Genomic DNA, 16,348 nt, shown 5'->3' with positions numbered 1-16,348 from the left:
GCTACGCCCCGCTCGCACCCGCACCCGCACTCGGACGGGCGGAGGGCCCGTGTCCGGGCGGTCCGAGACACGGCCTCCCCGAAATCGTCACCCCGGCGACCGTGGGATCCGCCCCTTGATCCGCGGCGGCTGCCTCAGGTGGCTACGGGCCGACCGTCATCGCCGTGCCGGCCCTCACCCCGGTTCTCCGCCCGCCCGACGGTACGCTCCGCGCCCGCCGCATCGCACACTGCCCCTCTGCGAGGCCAGGTGCGCCGCGAGCCTCGCTCGCGCAGGCGAACAGGTGCCCCGGCCCGCTCTGGCGCGTCGTGTGCGCTCCGGCCGGCTCCGAACGCTTACGCCCGTCCATCCGAGGACCGCGCCGCGCTGGACCGAGGTGGGTCGCCACGGCACGGCGGCCCGGCCCGGCCGGTAAGGACGGGAGGAGGCCGGTGGCGGGTAGGGAGTGCCAGCCTCGGGTGAAGGGGGAGGAGATGCGTTCGGCGGTGGAGAGGTCGACGCCGATGTGGGGGTGGCGGGAGTAGAGCTCTTCCAGGGCGATGCGGGCCTGGAGTTTGGCCAGGTGGGAGCCGATGCAGAAGTGGACGCCGCTGGCGAAGCCGAGGTGGCGGCCGATCGAGCGGGTGATGTCGAGATCGCCGGCGGTGGGGCCGTACTCGCGTTCGTCGCGGCCCGCCGAGCCGTAGAGCATCATCACCTTCTCGCCCTCGGGGATCTCGACGTCGTGCAGCACGACGGGGCGGGTGGTGGTGCGGGCCAGGGCCTGGACCGAGCCTTCCAGCCGGAGGAACTCCATCAGGGCGTTCGGGATGAGGGACGGATCGGCGACGAGGAGTTCGCGCTGGGCGTGGTCGGCGTCGAGCAGCATGACGCCGTGCGAGATGAGGTTGCCGGTGGTGTCGTTGCCGCCCGCGACCATGACGAAACAGAACCCGAGGATGTCCCAGTCGGTGAGGCGTTCGCCCTCGACCTCGGCGGCGGTGAGGGCGCTGATGAGATCGTCGCCGGGATCGGCGCGGCGGGCGGTGATGACGGCGCCGAAGTACTCGAACATCTCGGCCACCGCGGTGACGGCCGCCTCGTCGTCGAGCTTCAGGCCCTCGTCCTGGATCGTGGTGAGCGCGGAGACCCAGGGATCGAAGCGCGTGCGGTCGGCCTCGGGCACGCCGAGCAGGTGCGCGAGCGCGAAGGTGGGCAGGGGCGAGGCGTAGTCGCGGTGCAGATCGGGGATCCGGCCGTCGGCCGCTTTGCGCTCCATCAGCGCCAGGCGCTCGCGGACGAACGCGCGCAGCAGCTCCTCCATCCCGCCTATGCGCCGTGGCGTGAACCCCGCCGACACGAGGCGGCGCAGCATGCTGTGCCGCGGAGGATCGAGCATGACGATGGTCGGCGCGAGGCCGAGCGCGGTGATCTCGTCGGGGAAGAAGGTGAGGCCCTGCGCCGACGACCAGGTGCCGGGATCGCGCACGGCCTCCCAGATGTCGGCGAACCGGGACAGCGCCCAATAGTGCGGGGACTCGTGCCGATGGACGGGATCGGCGTCGCGCAGCGCGCGATACGCGGGATACGGATCGGACTGGAAGTCGGGATCGAACGGGTCGTAACGCATGGCAGGACCTCGCGTTCCGGATTCGGCGACACACGATTTAACGGCACTCGTTATTAACGCCCTCTGTTAGTATCACCCCATGGCCAGGAACGCAACCGAGACCAGGGCCAGGCTCGTGCAGGCCGGGGCCCGGCTGTTCGCCGAGCAGGGCGTGGCCGCCGCCAAGACGCGCGACATCGTCTGGCTCGCGGGCCAGGCCAACGACTCGGCGATCACCTACCACTTCGGCTCACGCGAGGGCCTGCTCGAGGCGATCCTGCGCGCGGGGATGGACCGGATGGAGCCCGTCCGCGCGTCCGCCGACCTCGCGGGCGCCGATGTCCGGGGGGTCGTCGCGGCGATCGTCGAACCGATCGCGGCGGAGCTGGAGACCGAGGAGGGCCGGGACTTCCTGCGCGTCGTCGCCCAGGTCTCCGGCCAGGCGGGCGTCCGCACCCGTGAGGCCCCGCCGTTCCTCGCGGGCACCGAGATCGCCCGTCAGCTCTCCGTCCTGGAGAAGTCCCTGGCCGCGCGTCTCCCCGAGCCCGTCGCCCTGGAACGCGTCGCCGCCCTCATCGCCTTCCTCACCGCGGCCCTCGCCGACCGCGCCGCCCGCCCCGAACCCCACCTCCTCCCGCACGCCGCCTTCACCGCCGATCTCACCGCCATGCTGTCGGCCGCACTCCAGGCCCCGCCCCCACCCCTGTGACGCCGTGCGGTTGCTCGGCGGAAGACGGTGGTGCGTCCAACCACGGGGAGGCACGGCCGCGAACCCGCCCGGCGAGTGGACGCGCTCGTTCCGGCTGCGGCCGGATGCGCCGGACGCCTTCCTTGACGAGTCAAGGCCTCTCTGGCCTGACCGGCGCGGAGCCGTTCGAGGCCGATCGGGGGTGAGGGTGAGTCAGTCGCCGGTGAGGTCGTATTCGTCGACGTCCGAAGAAGCACCGGTCTCGATGAGGAAGTCCAGCACGTCCGTATCGAGGTGCCGGCCGAACAGGTCGGGGCCGTCCGCCTCGCCGGACGGAGGCCGTTCGTCGGTGAAGCAGCGCACGATCTCGAGGACGGCGCCGCCCCCCGGGGACTCGCCGCGCAGCCGGCGGGCGAGGTCGGCGAGGCCGTCGAGGTGGGGCCGCAGTCCGGTGAGGACGCAGGAGATCTGTTCGTCGACGCAGAGGCCCGGTTCGCGGCAGGAGATCTCCCAGCGGTGCGTGACGGGGACGGCCGGGCGGCTGTCGCGGACGGTGGCCTCATCGGGTTCGACGCCGAGGTGGGCCGTCACCGCAGCCGCTGAGGTGCGCTCGCTGAACAGTGCGAAGTGCACATACTGGCTGGTCGGCACGCGCAGAGGATAGCGCCGGGCCGATCTCCCCCCGGGGACGGCGACGGCACTCGTCGCGGAAGCGATGCGGACCCGGCGGTTCCGTGAGGGCGTCCGCCCGGACGGGCTCCGGGCGGACGTGGCGGGCGAAAGGGTCAGGAGGCGCCCCGGGCGTTGTAGACGACGGCGTCTTCGCGGGAGCCGTATTCCTTGAAGACGGCCACGGCCTCATGGGGGGAGTCGCCGTAGGCGACCTCGATGCCTCGAGCGGCGAACTGGGCCTGCCAGTCGTCGCGCATGGGGCCTTCGTCGAAGCCGGTGAGCTCTTCCAGTTCGGGGCCGTCGCCGGCCAGCAGGAGGCGGCGGACGCCGGACCACATGGCGGCGCCGTAGCACATGACGCAGGGGCGCCAGTTGACGACGAGCTCGAGGTCGGGGGTGCCGGGAGCGCCCAGGTCCCAGCGGCCCAGACGGGTCTGGGCGAGGGACAAGGCCGTCACTTCCGCGTGCACGGAAGACAGGTCGGACGCCAGGACGACGTTCACGCCCGCCGAGATGACGCGTCCGCTCTCCCGTTCCACGACGAGGGCGGCGAAGGGGCCGCCTGTGTCCTCGCGGTGGTTGCGCGAGGCGAGCCGATTGGTGAGGTCGAGCCTTTCGCGGTCCGTGGGCAGGGCTTCGGGCACGTCGGCCATCTCCTCCAGCACCCAGGCGGGAAGGCGGGCGCCGAACGAGGTGGCGAGTGCGGAAACGTCCATGGGAGTCCTCCGGGCGGGATCGGGCGGTGCAGAAGTGGGTTGCGGCCGGTACGCGGGCGCGTCCGGACCTCGGATCAGGCCCGCGGGGCCCGCGCCCGATGGCTCCCGTGGGCCACGCGGCCCCTGGTCCACGCGGTCCGGTGGACGAGCCGCCGCAGATCGCCCGCTGTCCGCACCCGTCTCACCTCCGCTCGTCTCCGGCGCCTTCGCGGTGCCGGGCCCGTGGATTCCGTCGAGAACAAAGTCTCCCATGCCGGTGTCCGCTCAGTTCCACCCTGGTTACGGATGGATTGCCCGGCTGGGCGGGCGCGAATCCGGACGTCAGGCCGGCGAAGGCAGCGCGACGGGGGCGCGCCGCTCCAGCCCGTGCGACACGCCGGCGACGCCGAGTGCCAACGCGGCGAGGATCGCGCCGACGATGTTCGGCGAGGTGTACCCGTGCCCGGCCGCGATGACGAGGCCGCCGAGCCAGGCGGCGAGGGCGTTCCCGAGGTTGAACGCGCCGATGTTGACCGCGGAGGCGAGGGTGGGCGCGCCGGCCGCGTGGTCGAGGACGCGCTTCTGGAGCGGCGGCACCGTCGCGAAGCCGAGCGCGCCGACGAGGACGAGCGTGACGGCGGCGGGCACGGGGGAGCGCGCGGTGAAGGTGAAGAGGGCGAGGACAAGGGCGAGCCCGCCGAGTGAGGCGTACAGCATCGGCATCAGCGCGCGGTCGGCGTACTTCCCACCGACGAGGTTCCCGACGACCATGCCGATGCCGAACAGGACGAGCAGCCAGGTGACCGACGACTCGGCGAACCCGGCGGCCTCGGTCATCATCGGCGCGATGTAGGTGATCGCGGCGAAGACCCCGCCGAAGCCGAGCACGGTCATCGCCATGGCCAGGAGCACCTGGACGTCGCCGAGCGAGCGGATCTCGTGCCGCAGCCGCACCCCGGACGGGGCGGGGATCTCCGGGACGAGCCGGGCGATCCCGACGAGGGCGGCGAGGCCGAGCAGCGCGACCCCGCCGAACGCCACCCGCCAGCCCAGGGTCTGGCCGATGAACGTGCCCAGGGGGACCCCGACGACGTTGGCCACGGTCAGCCCGGTGAACATCGCCGCGATGGCCCCGGCCCGCCGCTCGGGGGCGACGAGCCCCGCGGCGACGACCGAGCCGATGCCGAAGAACGCCCCATGGGTGAGGGAGGCGACGATCCGCCCGAGAAGCATCACCCCGAAGACGGGGGCGACCGCCGACAGGGCGTTCCCGGCGATGAACAGCACCATGAGCAGCATGAGCATCTTCTTGCGTGACACGCGGGTGCCGAGGGCCGTCATGAGCGGGGCGCCCGCCATGACGCCGAGGGCGTAGCCGGTCACGAGCCAGCCCGCGACGGGGATGGAGACCCCGAACTCGGCGGCGGTGAGCGGCAGCAGGCCCATCATCACGAACTCGGTGGTCCCGATGGCGAAGGCCCCGATGGCCAGGGCGAGGAGCGCGAGAGGCACGAGGGCCCTCCTGAATCATTGCACGAGTATGTATCCAGCGCTGACAATAGTTGCAAGCGCTGGCTACGTGCAAACGCGGTATATCGGCTCGGCTTTGATACCCTTGCCGCATGACCGCCACCGACCCCGCCCTGACCTCGCTGGCCCAGGGCTGGTGCGCGCTGTCGCTGCTGCACGGCAGGATCGAGGCCCACATCGAACGGGCGCTGGAGGCCGGGCACGGCCTGAGCGTCCGCGAGTACTCCCTGCTCGACGTGCTGAGCCGCCAGCACGACGGTGAGGGAGGCCACCTCCAGATGAAGCAGGTCGCCGACGCCGTCGTGCTCAGCCAGAGCGCCACCACCCGGCTCGTCACCCGCCTGGAGAACCGCGGGCTCCTCGCGCGCTACCTCTGCCCGACGGACAGGCGCGGCATCTACACCAACGTCACCTCCGAGGGCCGGGCCCTCCTGGAGGCCGCCCGCCCCACGAACGAGCGCGCCCTGCGCGAGGCCCTGGCCGAAGCCGCCGAGTACCCCGAACTGGCCCCCCTCGTGGAGGCGGTCTCCGCGGTCCCCGCCGCCCGCCGCGACCTCGTCTGACGGCCCGTGCGGCCCCGTCCAGAAGCGCCTCAGCGGCCGTGATGGGTCCGCCCGGGTCGAGACCCCCGAACGAGCACCGCTGTCCTCCCAGGGTGCTCCCTGGCCGCCTCGGGGCTGGACAGGCCCGGAGATGTCTGCCACCCTGAACCACATGATCAATGGAAAGGGGCGTCACGCCCTAGTGAGATGACGGGATCGCTGCGACGGGAAGTCGCGCTGATCCGTCAGGAATGGCTGGGCAGGACGCTGTCGACGTCGCCCGCCGATCATCCGGCCGCCGAAGCGGCCATCTCCTCGCTGTACCGAGAAGCCGGGTTCGCTCCGCCGCGTTTCCACTGGGCCGACTCGCCGCTGTCGGCGCTCAGCACCCTTCCCCCGGGCGTCCGCTCCCTCCCGCAGCAAGTCGACGCGCTGCCGGTGGCGATGGCGCTGCGCCGCCGGATCTTGGACACCGGGCACGCCGTGGACTCCCTGGTCAGGCCGTACGGCGCGCTCGTCGAGGCACGCCGCTCGATCCGCTTTCCGGTCGAGTCCGCCGCGGCCGCGGTCCTGGCCCCGGGCGTCGCGGCCGCCCTGGACGCGCGGCGGGGCCTCTCCGGCGCCTGGTACCAGGTGATGTCGGGCGGCTGGGCGGCGGAGGTGGAGGGAGCGCGCCGGTGCTTCGATCCGGCGCTCCCACCGGACGCCGTCCGGTTCCTCGACCTGTGGATGTCCGCCGCGTCGTCCGCGGGCTGGTGGTGGCCGCACGAGCATGTGTGCGTGGTGTCGGAGCGGCCCGTCGAGATCCACACCGAGCCCGACGGCGATGGCGGGAGGGTCCGCCTTCACCGCGCCGACGGCCCGGCGGTCCGCTACGCCGACGGCTGGGCGGTGCACTCCTGGCACGGGAGGACGGTCCCGTCATGGGTGATCGAGGATCCGTCGGCCGGACGGATCTCCCGGGAGGACAACGTGGAGATCCGGCGCTGCGCGATCGAGCGGATGGGCTGGGGCGACTACCTCGACCAGGCCGGGCTCGCCCTGATCGCGACGGCTGCCGATCCCGGCAATTCGGGCTTCGAGCTGCACCTCTACAACACCGAGACCGCCGGTACCCGGGTGCTCCTCGCGGTGAACGGCTCCGTCGAACGCGACGGGCGGCGCCGCCGGTACGGCCTGACCGTGCCGGGGCACCTCACCGATCCCGTCGCCGCTGCGGGCTGGACCTACGGCCTGACCCGCGACCAGTACGCCACTCTCACCCGCCGGACCTGAGGTCCGCCGAGAACCCCATGGTGATGCGCATGAACGTGACCCTTGTCGACCTCTGTCACCAGACCGGCCTCGTGCCGCTCGACCACCTCGACTTCGAGGCGGACATCCCCGTCATCGACGGACTCCAGGCCCAGGGCGATCTCATCGTCGTCCCGTCGGCGATGCTCGCCGGCGTCGTGTCGACCCCTGACAGGGCGGGGTGGACCGAGGTTCCGCCCGAGGGCGTCGTCCTCCTGCGCGGCGAGGACGGCGGGAACCCGCACACCCTCGTCGCCGACCCGGGCGTCTGCCGGTGGATCGCGGGAGCCCACGACCGGGACCGGCTCGCCCTCGGCCTCTTCGAGGCGACCGCGCCGGTCTACCTCCTGCACCCCGAGCACGGCGCGTCGGGCTGCGCGCCCGGCACCTACGTGGTGCGGCGGCAGCGCGAGCTGTCGGGCCGCCGGGAGGTCCGGCTCATCGCCGACTGAGAAGGCGAGAGCCCGCCGGGGTCCCCCGGCGGGCTCATAAGACGACCTCGCGCGCACGGGGGCGCGCGAGGTCACCCGAGGAGGCGGCGTGCGGAGCGGACCACCGCCTCGTCGATCAGGCGGCCCTCGGCGTCCACGCAGACACCGGAGCCCGACGCCAGCGCGACCGCATAGCGCGCTAGGACGTCCTTCGCCTTGGCTACCGCCTCGGCGGAATGCGTGAAGACCTCGTTCACGACCGCGACCTGCGCCGGGTGGATGCAGGCGCGCCCCCAGAACCCGAGCCGCCGCAGCGCCTCGGACGACTCCCGCAGCCCGTCGAGGTCACGGAAGTTCACGCTGACGGGCGCGATCGGCGCGGCGATCCCGGCCGCCGCGCTCGCCGCGACGACCTGGGACCTGCACCACAGCAGCTCGACGCCCTCGGGCCCGGGCTCGATCCCGAGGTCGGCCGCGAGGTCGGCCTCGCCCAGCTGGAGCCGCGTGACGCGCGGGGCACGCGCCAGGTCGCGGGCCCGGAAGACCGCCTCGCCGGACTCCAGCAAAGGCACCACGCCGAGCGGGGCCACCGAGCGCTCGCCCTCCAACGACGCGAGGAGCGCGTCGAGCGCCACGAGGTCGTCCGGCTCCTCGGCCTTGGCCACGCACACGCCCGCGACCCCGGGCGCCACGACGGCCCGCAGGTCGTCGTGCCCCTGCTCACCCGGATTGATCCGGATCCACACCGCGGGCCCCGAGAGGTCGTCACGTGAGGCGAGCCAGGACGCGACGGTCGCGCGCGCGGCCTCCTTGCCGCTCTGCGGAACCGCGTCCTCCAGGTCGACGATCAGCTCGTCCGCGCCCCGGCCGAGCGCCTTCGCGAGCTTGTCCGGCGCGTCCCCCGGGACATAAAGGGCAGAGCGGGCGGTCATCCGACGGAGCCCTTGCCGCTGATGAGCGCCTTGGCGATGACCGTCCGCATGATGTCGTTGGTGCCCTCGCCGATGCTCATCAGGGGCGCGTCCCGGTACAGGCGCTCCACGACGAACTCCTTGGAGTATCCGTAGCCGCCGTGGACCTGCATGGACGTGAGCGCGCACTCGATCGCGGCCTCGGAAGCGAACGTCTTGGCCATGCCGGCCTCCATGTCGATCCGCTGGCCCGCGTCGGCCTGGGAGGCGGCCCAGTAGACGAGCAGCCGCGACGCCTGGACCTTGATCCCCATTTCGGCGATCTTCAGCTGAATGGCCTGGAAGTCGTGGATGGGCTTGCCGAACGCCTCGCGCTGCGCGGCGTAGCCGAGGGCCTCGTCGTAGGCGGCCTGGGCGATGCCGAGCGAGCGCGCGGCGACGTTGATGCGCCCGGTCTCCAGCCCCGAGAGCACCTGCTGCATGCCGCGCCCCTCGACGCCGCCGAGCAGGTTCTCCTTCGGCACCCGGCAGTCGCTGATGGTGATCTCGCACGACTCGGTGCCCTTGTAGCCGAGTTTGGGCAGGTCGCGGGAGACCTCGAAGCCGGGCGTGCCGGCGTCGATGAGCAGCACCGACATGCCCTTGTGCGCGGGCGAGGCGGTCGGGTCGGTCTTCACCAGCACCGGCAGCGGGTCCGCGTACCGCGCGTTGGTGATCCACGTCTTCGCGCCGTTGACGACGTAGTGGTCGCCCTCCAAGCGCGCGGTGGTCGAGATGCCCTGGAGGTCGGTGCCCGCGCCGGGCTCGGTGAGGCCGATGCCGGTGCGCCGCTCGCCCGTCGCCAGGGAGGGCAGCAGCCGGGACTTCTGCTCCTCGGTGCCGTGCCTGGCGATCATCCAGCAGGCCAGGGAGTGGCTGCCGAGGATGCCCGCGATGCCCATCCACGCCTTGGAGATCTCCTCGAAGACCAGCGCGAACGACACCATGTCGACGCCGAGGCCGCCGTACTCCTCCGGCACGGTCAGCCCGAACAGCCCGAGCCGCTTCATGCCCTCGACGATCTCGGTGGGGTAGCGGCCGGAGGCCTCCCACTCCATCGCCACGGGGAGGATCTCCTTGTTGGCGAAGTCCCGCAGCGTGTCGCGGAAGAGCTTCTGCTCCTCGGAAAGGGCGAAGTCCATCGGTCAGTCCTTGTTCTCGGCGGGGACGGGCCCGGCGGGGTCGGGCTCGGCGGGATCGGGCTCGGCGGGGCGGAACACGGGCAGATGGCGGCCGTCGGGCAGCACCCGCCAGGCGACCCGCACGGGGTCGTCGCACCGCCAGGAGCCGGGCTCGGCGCCCTCCAGGTTGGTCAGCAGGATCGGCCCCTCGGCGAGCCGGACGCGCGCGACGACATAGGGCGCTTCGAGGTCGGGCCGGGGGGAGCGGTGCACGATCGTGTACGCGTCGACGGTCGCGTCGCCGGACACGTCGGTGAAGTCCAGGTCGGTGCCGCCGCAGGAGGTGCACAGCGCGCGAGGGTAGTGCTGGAGGCGCCCGCACGCGACGCAGTGCTGGACGGTCAGGCGCCGCTGCCGGGTGGCCTCCCACCAGGGCTCGGTGATCTCGTCGACGGGGATGTCCGGAGCGCTCATCGGTCGGCCCCCAGCAGGACTGTGGCGTGGGTGGAGAAGATGCCGCCGGTACCGTGCGCGAGCGCGATCTCGGCGCCGGGCACCTGCCGGTCGCCGCACTCGCCGCGCAGCTGCCGGACCGCCTCGACCAGCAGGAGCAGCCCGAACATGCCCGGGTGGTTGTAGGACAGGCCGCCGCCCGAGGTGTTCGTCGGCAGGGCTCCGCCGGGACGCGTCGCGCCGGAGGCGACGAGCGCGCCGGCCTCGCCCGGCTTGCAGAACCCGAGCCCTTCGAGGGTGAGCAGCACCGTGATGGTGAACGAGTCGTAGAGCTGGAGCACGTCCACGTCCGACGGCTCGAGTCCGGCCATCGCGAAGGCCGCGTGCCCCGAGGCGAACGAGCCGGGCCGCAGCAGGTCGTCCGCCGCGATCATGCCCGCGTTGGTGGTCGACTCGCCGTACCCGAGCACCACGACGGGCGGTTGAGGCAGGTCCCGGGCCCGTTCCAGCGAGGTGAGCACGACCGCGCCGCCCCCGTCGGTGACGAGGCAGCAGTCCGCGACGGTGAGGGGAGAAGACACCGGCTTGGCTCCGAGCACCTCTTCGAGGGTCAAGGGCCCGGCCTCGTAACGGAACGCCTTCGGGTTGCGAAGGGCCCACTCCCGAGCGGCGACGGCCACTTCGCCCAGCCATTCCCGGCCGCCCTTGTAGGTGTGCAGGTACCGCTGCGCGGCCATCGCGTAATACGACAGCGGGAACAGCGGCCCGTACGGGTCCTCGAACTGGGCCTGGGGGAGGTGCGACTCCTGCACCCCGCCGAGCGACCGGGAGCGGGCCGACCGCTGGTTGGAGCCGTAGGAGATGACGACGGTCGAGCACTGCCCCGCCTCGATCGCCTGCGCGGCCCGGGCGAGGTACATCTCGAAGGCGGAGCCGCCCGCGAACGTCGAGTCCGACCAGGCGGGCTCGATGCCGAGGTACTCGGCGAGCTGTGGCGTGGAGAACCGGGAGACGCCCGAAGTGGCCAGGCCGTCCACGTCGGCGAGGGTGAGCCCGGCGTCGGCGAGCGCGCGGGTGACGCCCTGCGTCTGGAGGGTGAGGATCGACTTGTTCGTCACCCCGAGGTCGGACTCGGCGGCCCCGACGATCGCGACGGTCATGCCTCGCCGCCGGGGAAGACCGCGGTCGGCACGACCTCGATGAGGAACTCCGGCCGCAGCAGCGCCGAGCACACCACCGACGTCAGGGCAGGGGTGTCGCCGAAGTACTTGCGCCGGATCTCCGCGACCTCGGGGTACCGCGGGACCGCGTCCGGGGTGATGTACTCCACGAGCCGTGTCACGGAGCCGTAGGGCAGGTCCTCGCCCAGTCCGGCCTCACGGAGCACGGTGGCGATGCTCGCGTACGTGTACTCGGCCTGCGCGAGGAGGTCGTCCTCGAAAATGGCCTTCTGGGTGGCGGGCTCCAGGGAGCCGAACCCCGACATGAACAGGGTCCGACCGTTGGACAGGCCCGGCTTGTACGTCAGGGTCGCGTACCGCTTCCAGCCCGGGTTCACGGCCTGGAACGGGACGGTCGTGGCGATCGCGTCGAGGGAGACCATCGCGCCCGGCACCACGGCCTGGTCGATGACGATCCCCGCCGCGCCGGGGTGGATCGGCCTGCCGTCGCTCCCGGTGCCGCCGAGGAGTTCCTTGCGCGGCCGTCCGCAGCGCGGGTACTGCGACCGGGTCGCGCGCGCCGTGTAGTCCGTCGTCTGGACGAGGGCGTCCAGACCCAGCCCTGCGGCCTTCAGCAGCTCGCCGGTCTTCTCCAGCGTGTACCGGTACTGCTCGCGGAAGTCGTCGGCGTGCACGATCGCCGTGCCGTCGTGCGGGTGGACGCTCGGCAGGTAGACGATGTCGTCCGCGATCCGGACGGTGCCCCGGTGGAAGCCGGAGTCGGGGTGCGCCTCGATGAGCGTGCCGCCGCCGGGGAAGGCGGTCAGCTCCACCGCGAGGACCGCGCCGGCCTCGGGCAGCGCCTCCACGCCCACGGTCGCCACGGGCACGAGCTGCCCGTCGAGGGCCGCGGTCCGGGCGGTCTCGACCTCGGCGTACCCGTTGAGCGCCGTGCCGGTGGCGTACTCCACGACGTACACGACGTCGGACGGGCCGAGGCCCGCCTCGGCGAGCGCCGTGAACGCGCCGGCGTAGGCCGCGGCGACGTCTCCCGAGACCGCGGACAGCCGGGTGGTGCTAGAGCTCATGGTTCTCCAATGCGCTGATGAGGGCGGCCGGGGACGCCGCGTCGGCCAGGGAAAGGATCGCGTCGACGACGGCCTCGCCGCCGGGCCCCAGGTTGGCCAGGGCCTTGGCGCGCACGAGCGCGTCGATCGCGGGGTCGTCGGGCCCGCCGCCGCTGCGGCCGACCTCGCCCGCGACGGTCTCGCCGGAGTCGAGCCGGACGAGGACGCGGCCCGGCTGGTCTGCGGCGACGCCGGGGAAGTCGACGACCTCCGTGCGCACCTTCGCGGCGAGGGCGCGCAGTTCCGGCCGCTCGATCCGCCGATAGGTGCCGATGGTGACCTCGCCGTCGGTGAGCATCGCCGCGACGCTCCACGGGAGGCTGAACTTCGCGTCGTAGGACGTTCTGGGCGTCTCCTTGCCCGGACCGCACACGATCTTGGCCGCGTCCGGGTGGGCCCGCACGGTGATCTCCGCGACCCGGTCGAGCGGCACGCCGAGCGCGCGCGCCTCGCGGGCCGCGTCGAGCTGGGCGTGCATGAGCTGGCACGCCGGATACGGCTTGACCGTGATCCGGGCCGCCTCCCAGCGCTCGCCGAGCCCGCCGAGGATCGCCGCACGGTCGGCGTCGCGCCGGGCGAGCGCGCGGTAGAGGCCGTACTCGCCTTCGAAGACCGTGGCCGGGCCGGTGGCCCCGGCGGAGGCGAGGGCGGCGGCGGTGAGGCCGTCGGAGGCGGCGAAACCGGGGTGCAGCTGCTTGGTGGAGCTGCCCGTGTTGAGGAATTCGAGCAGGCCGCCCGCGCGGCTGCCCGCGACGCCGAGCGCCTGCACCGTCTCCGTGACGGTCAGGCCGCGCAGCCGGGCCGCGGTGAGGGCCGCGGCGAAGACGCCGCACGCCTCGGTGGCGTGCAGGCCGACCGCGTGGAAGGCGTGCGGGGCCGCCGCGCCGAGCCGGCAGATCGTCTCCAGCCCGATCACCAGGGCCGTCACCGCCTCCGCGCCGGACACCGCGCCGCCCTCGGCGAGCACGACGGGCACGACCGGGGCCGAGGCGTGCACGAGGCCGCCCGCGTGGGTGTCGTCGAAGTCGAGCGCGTGGATGAGCACACCGTTGGCCAGCGCCGCGGCGTGCCGGGAGACGCGGGAGCGCCCGCCGAGCACGAGCGCGTCGCCGGGTCCCATCGCCCCGGCCGTGCGCACCGCGGCGTCCGCCGCGCCCGCCCGGGCCCCGGCGAACGCGTTTCCGACCGCGTCGAGCAGATGCCGCAGCGCGGCCGCGCGCACCGGCTCCGGCACGTCCTCCGGCCGCAGCGCGAGCGCCCAGGCGGCGAGTTCCTCGGCGATCGTGCTCATGCGGGCGTCCCGAACGCGCCCTCGCCGGTGAGCGCGGCGATCCGCTCGGCGGAGTAGCCGAGCCCGGACAGCACCTCGTCCTGGTGCTCGCCGCGCTGCGGGGCCCTGACGTACTCGGGCTGCTGCGCTCCGACCCGGACGGGTGAAGCGAGGTTCTTCAGGGTGCCGTACCGGGGGTGCTCGGTCTCCACGATGAGGTCGCGGGCGAGGGTGTGCTCCTCGGCGAGCGCCTGGGACACGTCGTTGATCGGCCCGCACGGGATGGCGGCGGCCGTCATCGGCGCCAGCCACTCCGCGACGGTCCGGGTCGCGAGGATCTTCTCCAGCTCGGGGAGCAGGATCCCGGCGTTGCGCTGCCGGTCGGCGAAGGCGGCGAACCGCGGGTCCTCGGCCAGGTCGGGACGGCCGATCACGACGGTCAGGCGCTCCCAGAACTTCTGCTTGGCGCATCCGACGACGATCCAGCCGTCGGCCGCCTCGAACGCCTGGAACGGTACCAGCGACGGGTGCGCGGAGTGCCGGGTCCGGACCGGGGTGAATCCGGCGTTCAGGTGCCAGGTGCCGGGATAGGTGAGCATCGAGACCGCCGTGTCGTACAGCGACACGTCGCAGTCCATGCCGACGCCGTCGCGCCGGGCCGCGTGCAGCGCCGTCAGCAGCGAGAGGGCCGCGACGTACCCGCCGGTGTAGTCGACCAGGGAGAGGCCGGACTTGGCGGGCGGCCCGTCCGGCTCTCCGGTGAGGTCCATCCAGCCCGCGAGGCCCTGGAGGATGTAGTCGTACCCCGGCTGCGCCGCGCGCGGGCCCGTCATCCCGAACCCGGTCAGCGAGCAGCAGACGATCTTCGGGTTGACGTGCTTGAGGTCGTCGTAGGTGATCCGCAGCTTCTTCGGCACGTCACCGCGCAGGTTGGAGTACACCGCGTCCGCGCCCCGGACCAGGTCCTCGAACACCGCGCGGCCCGCGGGCGTCGACATGTCCAGCGAGATCGACTTCTTGTTCCGGTTGAAGGTCTCGTAGAAGATCGAGTCCTCGTCCTCGGCGTACGGCGGCACGTACCGTCCGACGTCCCCGCCGGTCCGCGGATCCTCGATCTTGATGATCTCCGCGCCCTGGTCCGCCAGGTGCAGCGAGCCGAACGGGCCCGCCCCGTACTGCTCCAGGGAGATGATCCTGACGTCCTCCAGCGGCTTCACGACAGCTCCCTGATGAGGTCGATGATGCGGGCCTGGGCGGCCCGGATGTCGGCGGGGTCGAGGCCGTGGGTCGGCGGGGTCAGCTTGACGGAGTCGGCGAGGCCCGCGTAGGCCGAGACCCGTTCCGCGACCTCGTCGAGTGTGCCCGTCAGGGTAAGGGCGTCGGTCATCCGGTCGGAGACCGCGGGGGCCAGGAAGTCCGCGCCCGCGCCCGCCCGGAATGCCGCGATGACCTTCTCCTGGTCCTCGGCGAGGCCGTGGAAGGCGAAGAACTCCGCGTAGGTGCGTACCGAGGCGTAGAACCCCGCGGTACCGGCGGCCCTACCGCGTGCCACCGCCTTGTCGTCGTCGATCGAGCAGGCGGCCGAGACCACGACGTCCAGGGACGCCCGGTCCCGGCCCGCCTCGGCCAGGCCCTCGGCCAGCGGGGGAAGGGAGCGCTCGGCCAGCCAGGAGGGGGAGCACAGTTCGTGCGAGATCCAGCCGTCGCCGATCTCGCCCGCGAGCTTGGTCATCGCCGGGCCCATCGCGGCCACGTACACCGGGATCTCCTTGCGGGCCTGCGGGTAGGGCCGCTGGTAGCCGCGGATCCTGACGGGCTCGTGCTCGCCCTCCAGCGCGATCGGCGCCCCGTCGGCGGCGTGCGCGACGATCTCCCGGACCGCCGCGACGGTCTCGCGCAGATGGGTCACGGGCCTGCCCCACCGGGCGTTGTGCCAGTCCTCGTTCAGCCGCTTGACCCCCGTGCCGAGGCCGAGGACGAACCTGCCGCCGGACATCTCGTCGAGGTCCATCGCCTCCAGGGCGGTCACCATGGGGCTGCGGGTGAACGCGAGCGCGATCGCGGTGCCGACGCGGGCCCGGGTGGTGCCCGCGGCGAGCGCCGCCGCCGAGACGGTGGCGCTGCGGTGCAGTTCGGGCACCCACAGGGTGGTCGCGCCGGCCTCCTCGGCCGCCCGTCCCGCCGCGACGAGCTCCGCCAGGGTCTCGCCCCAGGGACCGAAGGTGATCTTGAGCTCGCTCACGCGTCGGCCTTGTCGCCGGAGGCGGGAGCGGGCAGCGTCATCTCGCCGCTCTTGGCCTTCGGGAAGTAGCCCTTGTCGTTCTTGGCGCCGCGCTTGTAGACCATCGCCGACCGGGTCCAGGAGACGACCTCGTCGCCGTCCTGGTTCAGGCCGCGGGTCTTGCAGGTGAGGATCCCGGCGTACGGCCTCGACTTGGACTCGCGCTTGTCCAGCACGATCGACTCGGCGTACAGGGTGTCGCCGATGAACACCGGGTGGGGGAGCTTGATGTCGGTCCAGCCGAGGTTGAACATCGCGTTCTGTGACATGTCGATCACCGACAGGCCGACGACCAGGGCGACGGTCAGCCCCGAGTTGACGATGATCTTGCCGTAGGGGGCGCGGGCCGCGAAGTCGGCGTTGAAGTGGTTCTGATTGGTGTTCAGCGTGAGCAGCGTGAACCAGGTGTTGTCGGTCTCGTTGACCGTCCGGCCGAAGGGGTGCTGGTAGACGTCGCCGATGACGAAGTCCTCGTAGTACTTGCCGATCCCGGCCTCGTGAACGGTCATGGCGTCTCCTTCTGGGACAGGGCCGTAAAAAGTCAGAC

At 72.5% G+C, this 16,348-nt stretch carries 17 protein-coding genes; 4 read left to right on the top strand and 13 right to left on the bottom strand.

The window, feature by feature from the left end:
- Positions 1 to 142 precede the first annotated feature (142 nt).
- Positions 143 to 1,609, bottom strand: a complete 1,467-nt coding sequence (locus EDD29_RS47740; protein WP_123665938.1) for a cytochrome P450 — start codon at positions 1,607 to 1,609, stop codon at positions 143 to 145.
- Between the two features lie 79 nt (positions 1,610 to 1,688).
- Between EDD29_RS47740 and EDD29_RS20360 the strand changes: the two genes are divergently transcribed.
- A complete protein-coding gene (locus EDD29_RS20360; RefSeq protein WP_123665937.1) occupies positions 1,689 to 2,297 on the top strand; it encodes a TetR family transcriptional regulator in 609 nt (202 codons plus the stop codon).
- Positions 2,298 to 2,489: 192 nt separating this feature from the next.
- Here the strand turns inward: EDD29_RS20360 and EDD29_RS20355 are convergent, their stop codons facing one another.
- The 3 genes from EDD29_RS20355 to EDD29_RS20345 all read right to left on the bottom strand — a co-directional run bounded on the left by EDD29_RS20355 (position 2,490) and on the right by EDD29_RS20345 (position 5,155).
- Complete coding sequence (locus EDD29_RS20355; RefSeq protein ID WP_123665936.1) at positions 2,490 to 2,927, bottom strand: DUF4279 domain-containing protein; 438 nt, start codon at positions 2,925 to 2,927, stop codon at positions 2,490 to 2,492.
- Positions 2,928 to 3,061: 134 nt separating this feature from the next.
- Positions 3,062 to 3,664 (bottom strand): nucleoside deaminase, encoded by a 603-nt coding sequence (locus EDD29_RS20350; RefSeq protein WP_123665935.1) that lies wholly within the window; start codon positions 3,662 to 3,664, stop codon positions 3,062 to 3,064.
- A gap of 321 nt (positions 3,665 to 3,985) precedes the next feature.
- Positions 3,986 to 5,155, bottom strand: a complete 1,170-nt coding sequence (locus EDD29_RS20345) for an MFS transporter (protein ID WP_123665934.1) — start codon at positions 5,153 to 5,155, stop codon at positions 3,986 to 3,988.
- Positions 5,156 to 5,265: 110 nt separating this feature from the next.
- On the opposite strand from EDD29_RS20345, the gene EDD29_RS20340 reads away from it, so the two are divergent.
- The 3 genes from EDD29_RS20340 (at position 5,266) to EDD29_RS20330 (ending at position 7,460) form a co-directional block, all read left to right on the top strand.
- Positions 5,266 to 5,736: a MarR family winged helix-turn-helix transcriptional regulator gene (locus tag EDD29_RS20340; RefSeq protein ID WP_123665933.1), complete on the top strand. Its 471-nt coding sequence runs from the start codon at positions 5,266 to 5,268 to the stop codon at positions 5,734 to 5,736.
- A 186-nt stretch (positions 5,737 to 5,922) separates the two neighbouring features.
- Positions 5,923 to 6,990 (top strand): DUF6745 domain-containing protein, encoded by a 1,068-nt coding sequence (locus EDD29_RS20335; RefSeq protein ID WP_123665932.1) that lies wholly within the window; start codon positions 5,923 to 5,925, stop codon positions 6,988 to 6,990.
- A gap of 29 nt (positions 6,991 to 7,019) precedes the next feature.
- The gene (locus tag EDD29_RS20330) at positions 7,020 to 7,460 is read left to right on the top strand and encodes a hypothetical protein (RefSeq protein WP_211359808.1); all 441 of its coding nucleotides are present in this window, start codon (positions 7,020 to 7,022) and stop codon (positions 7,458 to 7,460) included.
- A gap of 71 nt (positions 7,461 to 7,531) precedes the next feature.
- Here EDD29_RS20330 and EDD29_RS20325 read toward each other — a convergent pair whose 3' ends face one another.
- Genes EDD29_RS20325 through EDD29_RS20285 form a run of 9 tightly spaced genes read right to left on the bottom strand, consistent with a single transcriptional unit; the run spans position 7,532 to position 16,310 of the window.
- Positions 7,532 to 8,371 carry an HpcH/HpaI aldolase/citrate lyase family protein gene (locus EDD29_RS20325; protein ID WP_123665931.1) on the bottom strand — a complete coding sequence of 280 codons (840 nt, stop codon included), beginning with the start codon at positions 8,369 to 8,371 and terminating at the stop codon, positions 7,532 to 7,534.
- Positions 8,368 to 9,531, bottom strand: coding sequence for an acyl-CoA dehydrogenase family protein (locus EDD29_RS20320; RefSeq protein ID WP_123665930.1), 1,164 nt, complete (start codon positions 9,529 to 9,531; stop codon positions 8,368 to 8,370). Before EDD29_RS20320 ends, EDD29_RS20325 begins: the two co-directional genes overlap by 4 nt.
- A 3-nt stretch (positions 9,532 to 9,534) precedes the next feature.
- Positions 9,535 to 9,984 carry a Zn-ribbon domain-containing OB-fold protein gene (locus tag EDD29_RS47735; protein WP_281280909.1) on the bottom strand — a complete coding sequence of 150 codons (450 nt, stop codon included), beginning with the start codon at positions 9,982 to 9,984 and terminating at the stop codon, positions 9,535 to 9,537.
- Positions 9,981 to 11,123: an acetyl-CoA acetyltransferase gene (locus EDD29_RS20310; RefSeq protein WP_123665929.1), complete on the bottom strand. Its 1,143-nt coding sequence runs from the start codon at positions 11,121 to 11,123 to the stop codon at positions 9,981 to 9,983. The genes EDD29_RS47735 and EDD29_RS20310 overlap by 4 nt, the downstream gene beginning before the upstream one ends.
- Entirely contained in the window at positions 11,120 to 12,211 is a 1,092-nt protein-coding gene (locus EDD29_RS20305) for a RidA family protein (protein WP_123665928.1), read from the bottom strand. The genes EDD29_RS20310 and EDD29_RS20305 overlap by 4 nt, the downstream gene beginning before the upstream one ends.
- Entirely contained in the window at positions 12,201 to 13,541 is a 1,341-nt protein-coding gene (locus tag EDD29_RS20300; RefSeq protein ID WP_123665927.1) for an MmgE/PrpD family protein, read from the bottom strand. Before EDD29_RS20300 ends, EDD29_RS20305 begins: the two co-directional genes overlap by 11 nt.
- Positions 13,538 to 14,737 carry a CaiB/BaiF CoA transferase family protein gene (locus EDD29_RS20295; RefSeq protein WP_123665926.1) on the bottom strand — a complete coding sequence of 400 codons (1,200 nt, stop codon included), beginning with the start codon at positions 14,735 to 14,737 and terminating at the stop codon, positions 13,538 to 13,540. Before EDD29_RS20295 ends, EDD29_RS20300 begins: the two co-directional genes overlap by 4 nt.
- Positions 14,734 to 15,762, bottom strand: a complete 1,029-nt coding sequence (locus tag EDD29_RS20290; RefSeq protein WP_123665925.1) for an LLM class flavin-dependent oxidoreductase — start codon at positions 15,760 to 15,762, stop codon at positions 14,734 to 14,736. Before EDD29_RS20290 ends, EDD29_RS20295 begins: the two co-directional genes overlap by 4 nt.
- Positions 15,759 to 16,310 (bottom strand): MaoC family dehydratase, encoded by a 552-nt coding sequence (locus EDD29_RS20285; RefSeq protein ID WP_123665924.1) that lies wholly within the window; start codon positions 16,308 to 16,310, stop codon positions 15,759 to 15,761. The genes EDD29_RS20290 and EDD29_RS20285 overlap by 4 nt, the downstream gene beginning before the upstream one ends.
- Between the last annotated feature and the right edge of the window lie 38 nt (positions 16,311 to 16,348).

This window comes from Actinocorallia herbida (assembly GCF_003751225.1).
In the GTDB taxonomy this organism is placed as follows: Bacteria; Actinomycetota; Actinomycetes; order Streptosporangiales; family Streptosporangiaceae; genus Actinocorallia; species Actinocorallia herbida.
This window is presented reverse-complemented; position numbering and strand designations above follow the sequence as displayed.

What these genes read in the sequence shown, in the direction of transcription:
- EDD29_RS47740 (WP_123665938.1), bottom strand. Translation starts at nt 1,609, where the DNA reads ATGCGTTACGACCCGTTCGATCCCGACTTCCAGTCCGATCCGTATCCC.
- EDD29_RS20360 (WP_123665937.1), top strand. Translation starts at nt 1,689, where the DNA reads ATGGCCAGGAACGCAACCGAGACCAGGGCCAGGCTCGTGCAGGCCGGG.
- EDD29_RS20350 (WP_123665935.1), bottom strand. Translation starts at nt 3,664, where the DNA reads ATGGACGTTTCCGCACTCGCCACCTCGTTCGGCGCCCGCCTTCCCGCC.
- EDD29_RS20340 (WP_123665933.1), top strand. Translation starts at nt 5,266, where the DNA reads ATGACCGCCACCGACCCCGCCCTGACCTCGCTGGCCCAGGGCTGGTGC.
- EDD29_RS20335 (WP_123665932.1), top strand. Translation starts at nt 5,923, where the DNA reads ATGACGGGATCGCTGCGACGGGAAGTCGCGCTGATCCGTCAGGAATGG.
- EDD29_RS20330 (WP_211359808.1), top strand. Translation starts at nt 7,020, where the DNA reads ATGAACGTGACCCTTGTCGACCTCTGTCACCAGACCGGCCTCGTGCCG.
- EDD29_RS20325 (WP_123665931.1), bottom strand. Translation starts at nt 8,371, where the DNA reads ATGACCGCCCGCTCTGCCCTTTATGTCCCGGGGGACGCGCCGGACAAG.
- EDD29_RS20320 (WP_123665930.1), bottom strand. Translation starts at nt 9,531, where the DNA reads ATGGACTTCGCCCTTTCCGAGGAGCAGAAGCTCTTCCGCGACACGCTG.
- EDD29_RS47735 (WP_281280909.1), bottom strand. Translation starts at nt 9,984, where the DNA reads ATGAGCGCTCCGGACATCCCCGTCGACGAGATCACCGAGCCCTGGTGG.
- EDD29_RS20310 (WP_123665929.1), bottom strand. Translation starts at nt 11,123, where the DNA reads ATGACCGTCGCGATCGTCGGGGCCGCCGAGTCCGACCTCGGGGTGACG.
- EDD29_RS20305 (WP_123665928.1), bottom strand. Translation starts at nt 12,211, where the DNA reads ATGAGCTCTAGCACCACCCGGCTGTCCGCGGTCTCGGGAGACGTCGCC.
- EDD29_RS20300 (WP_123665927.1), bottom strand. Translation starts at nt 13,541, where the DNA reads ATGAGCACGATCGCCGAGGAACTCGCCGCCTGGGCGCTCGCGCTGCGG.
- EDD29_RS20285 (WP_123665924.1), bottom strand. Translation starts at nt 16,310, where the DNA reads ATGACCGTTCACGAGGCCGGGATCGGCAAGTACTACGAGGACTTCGTC.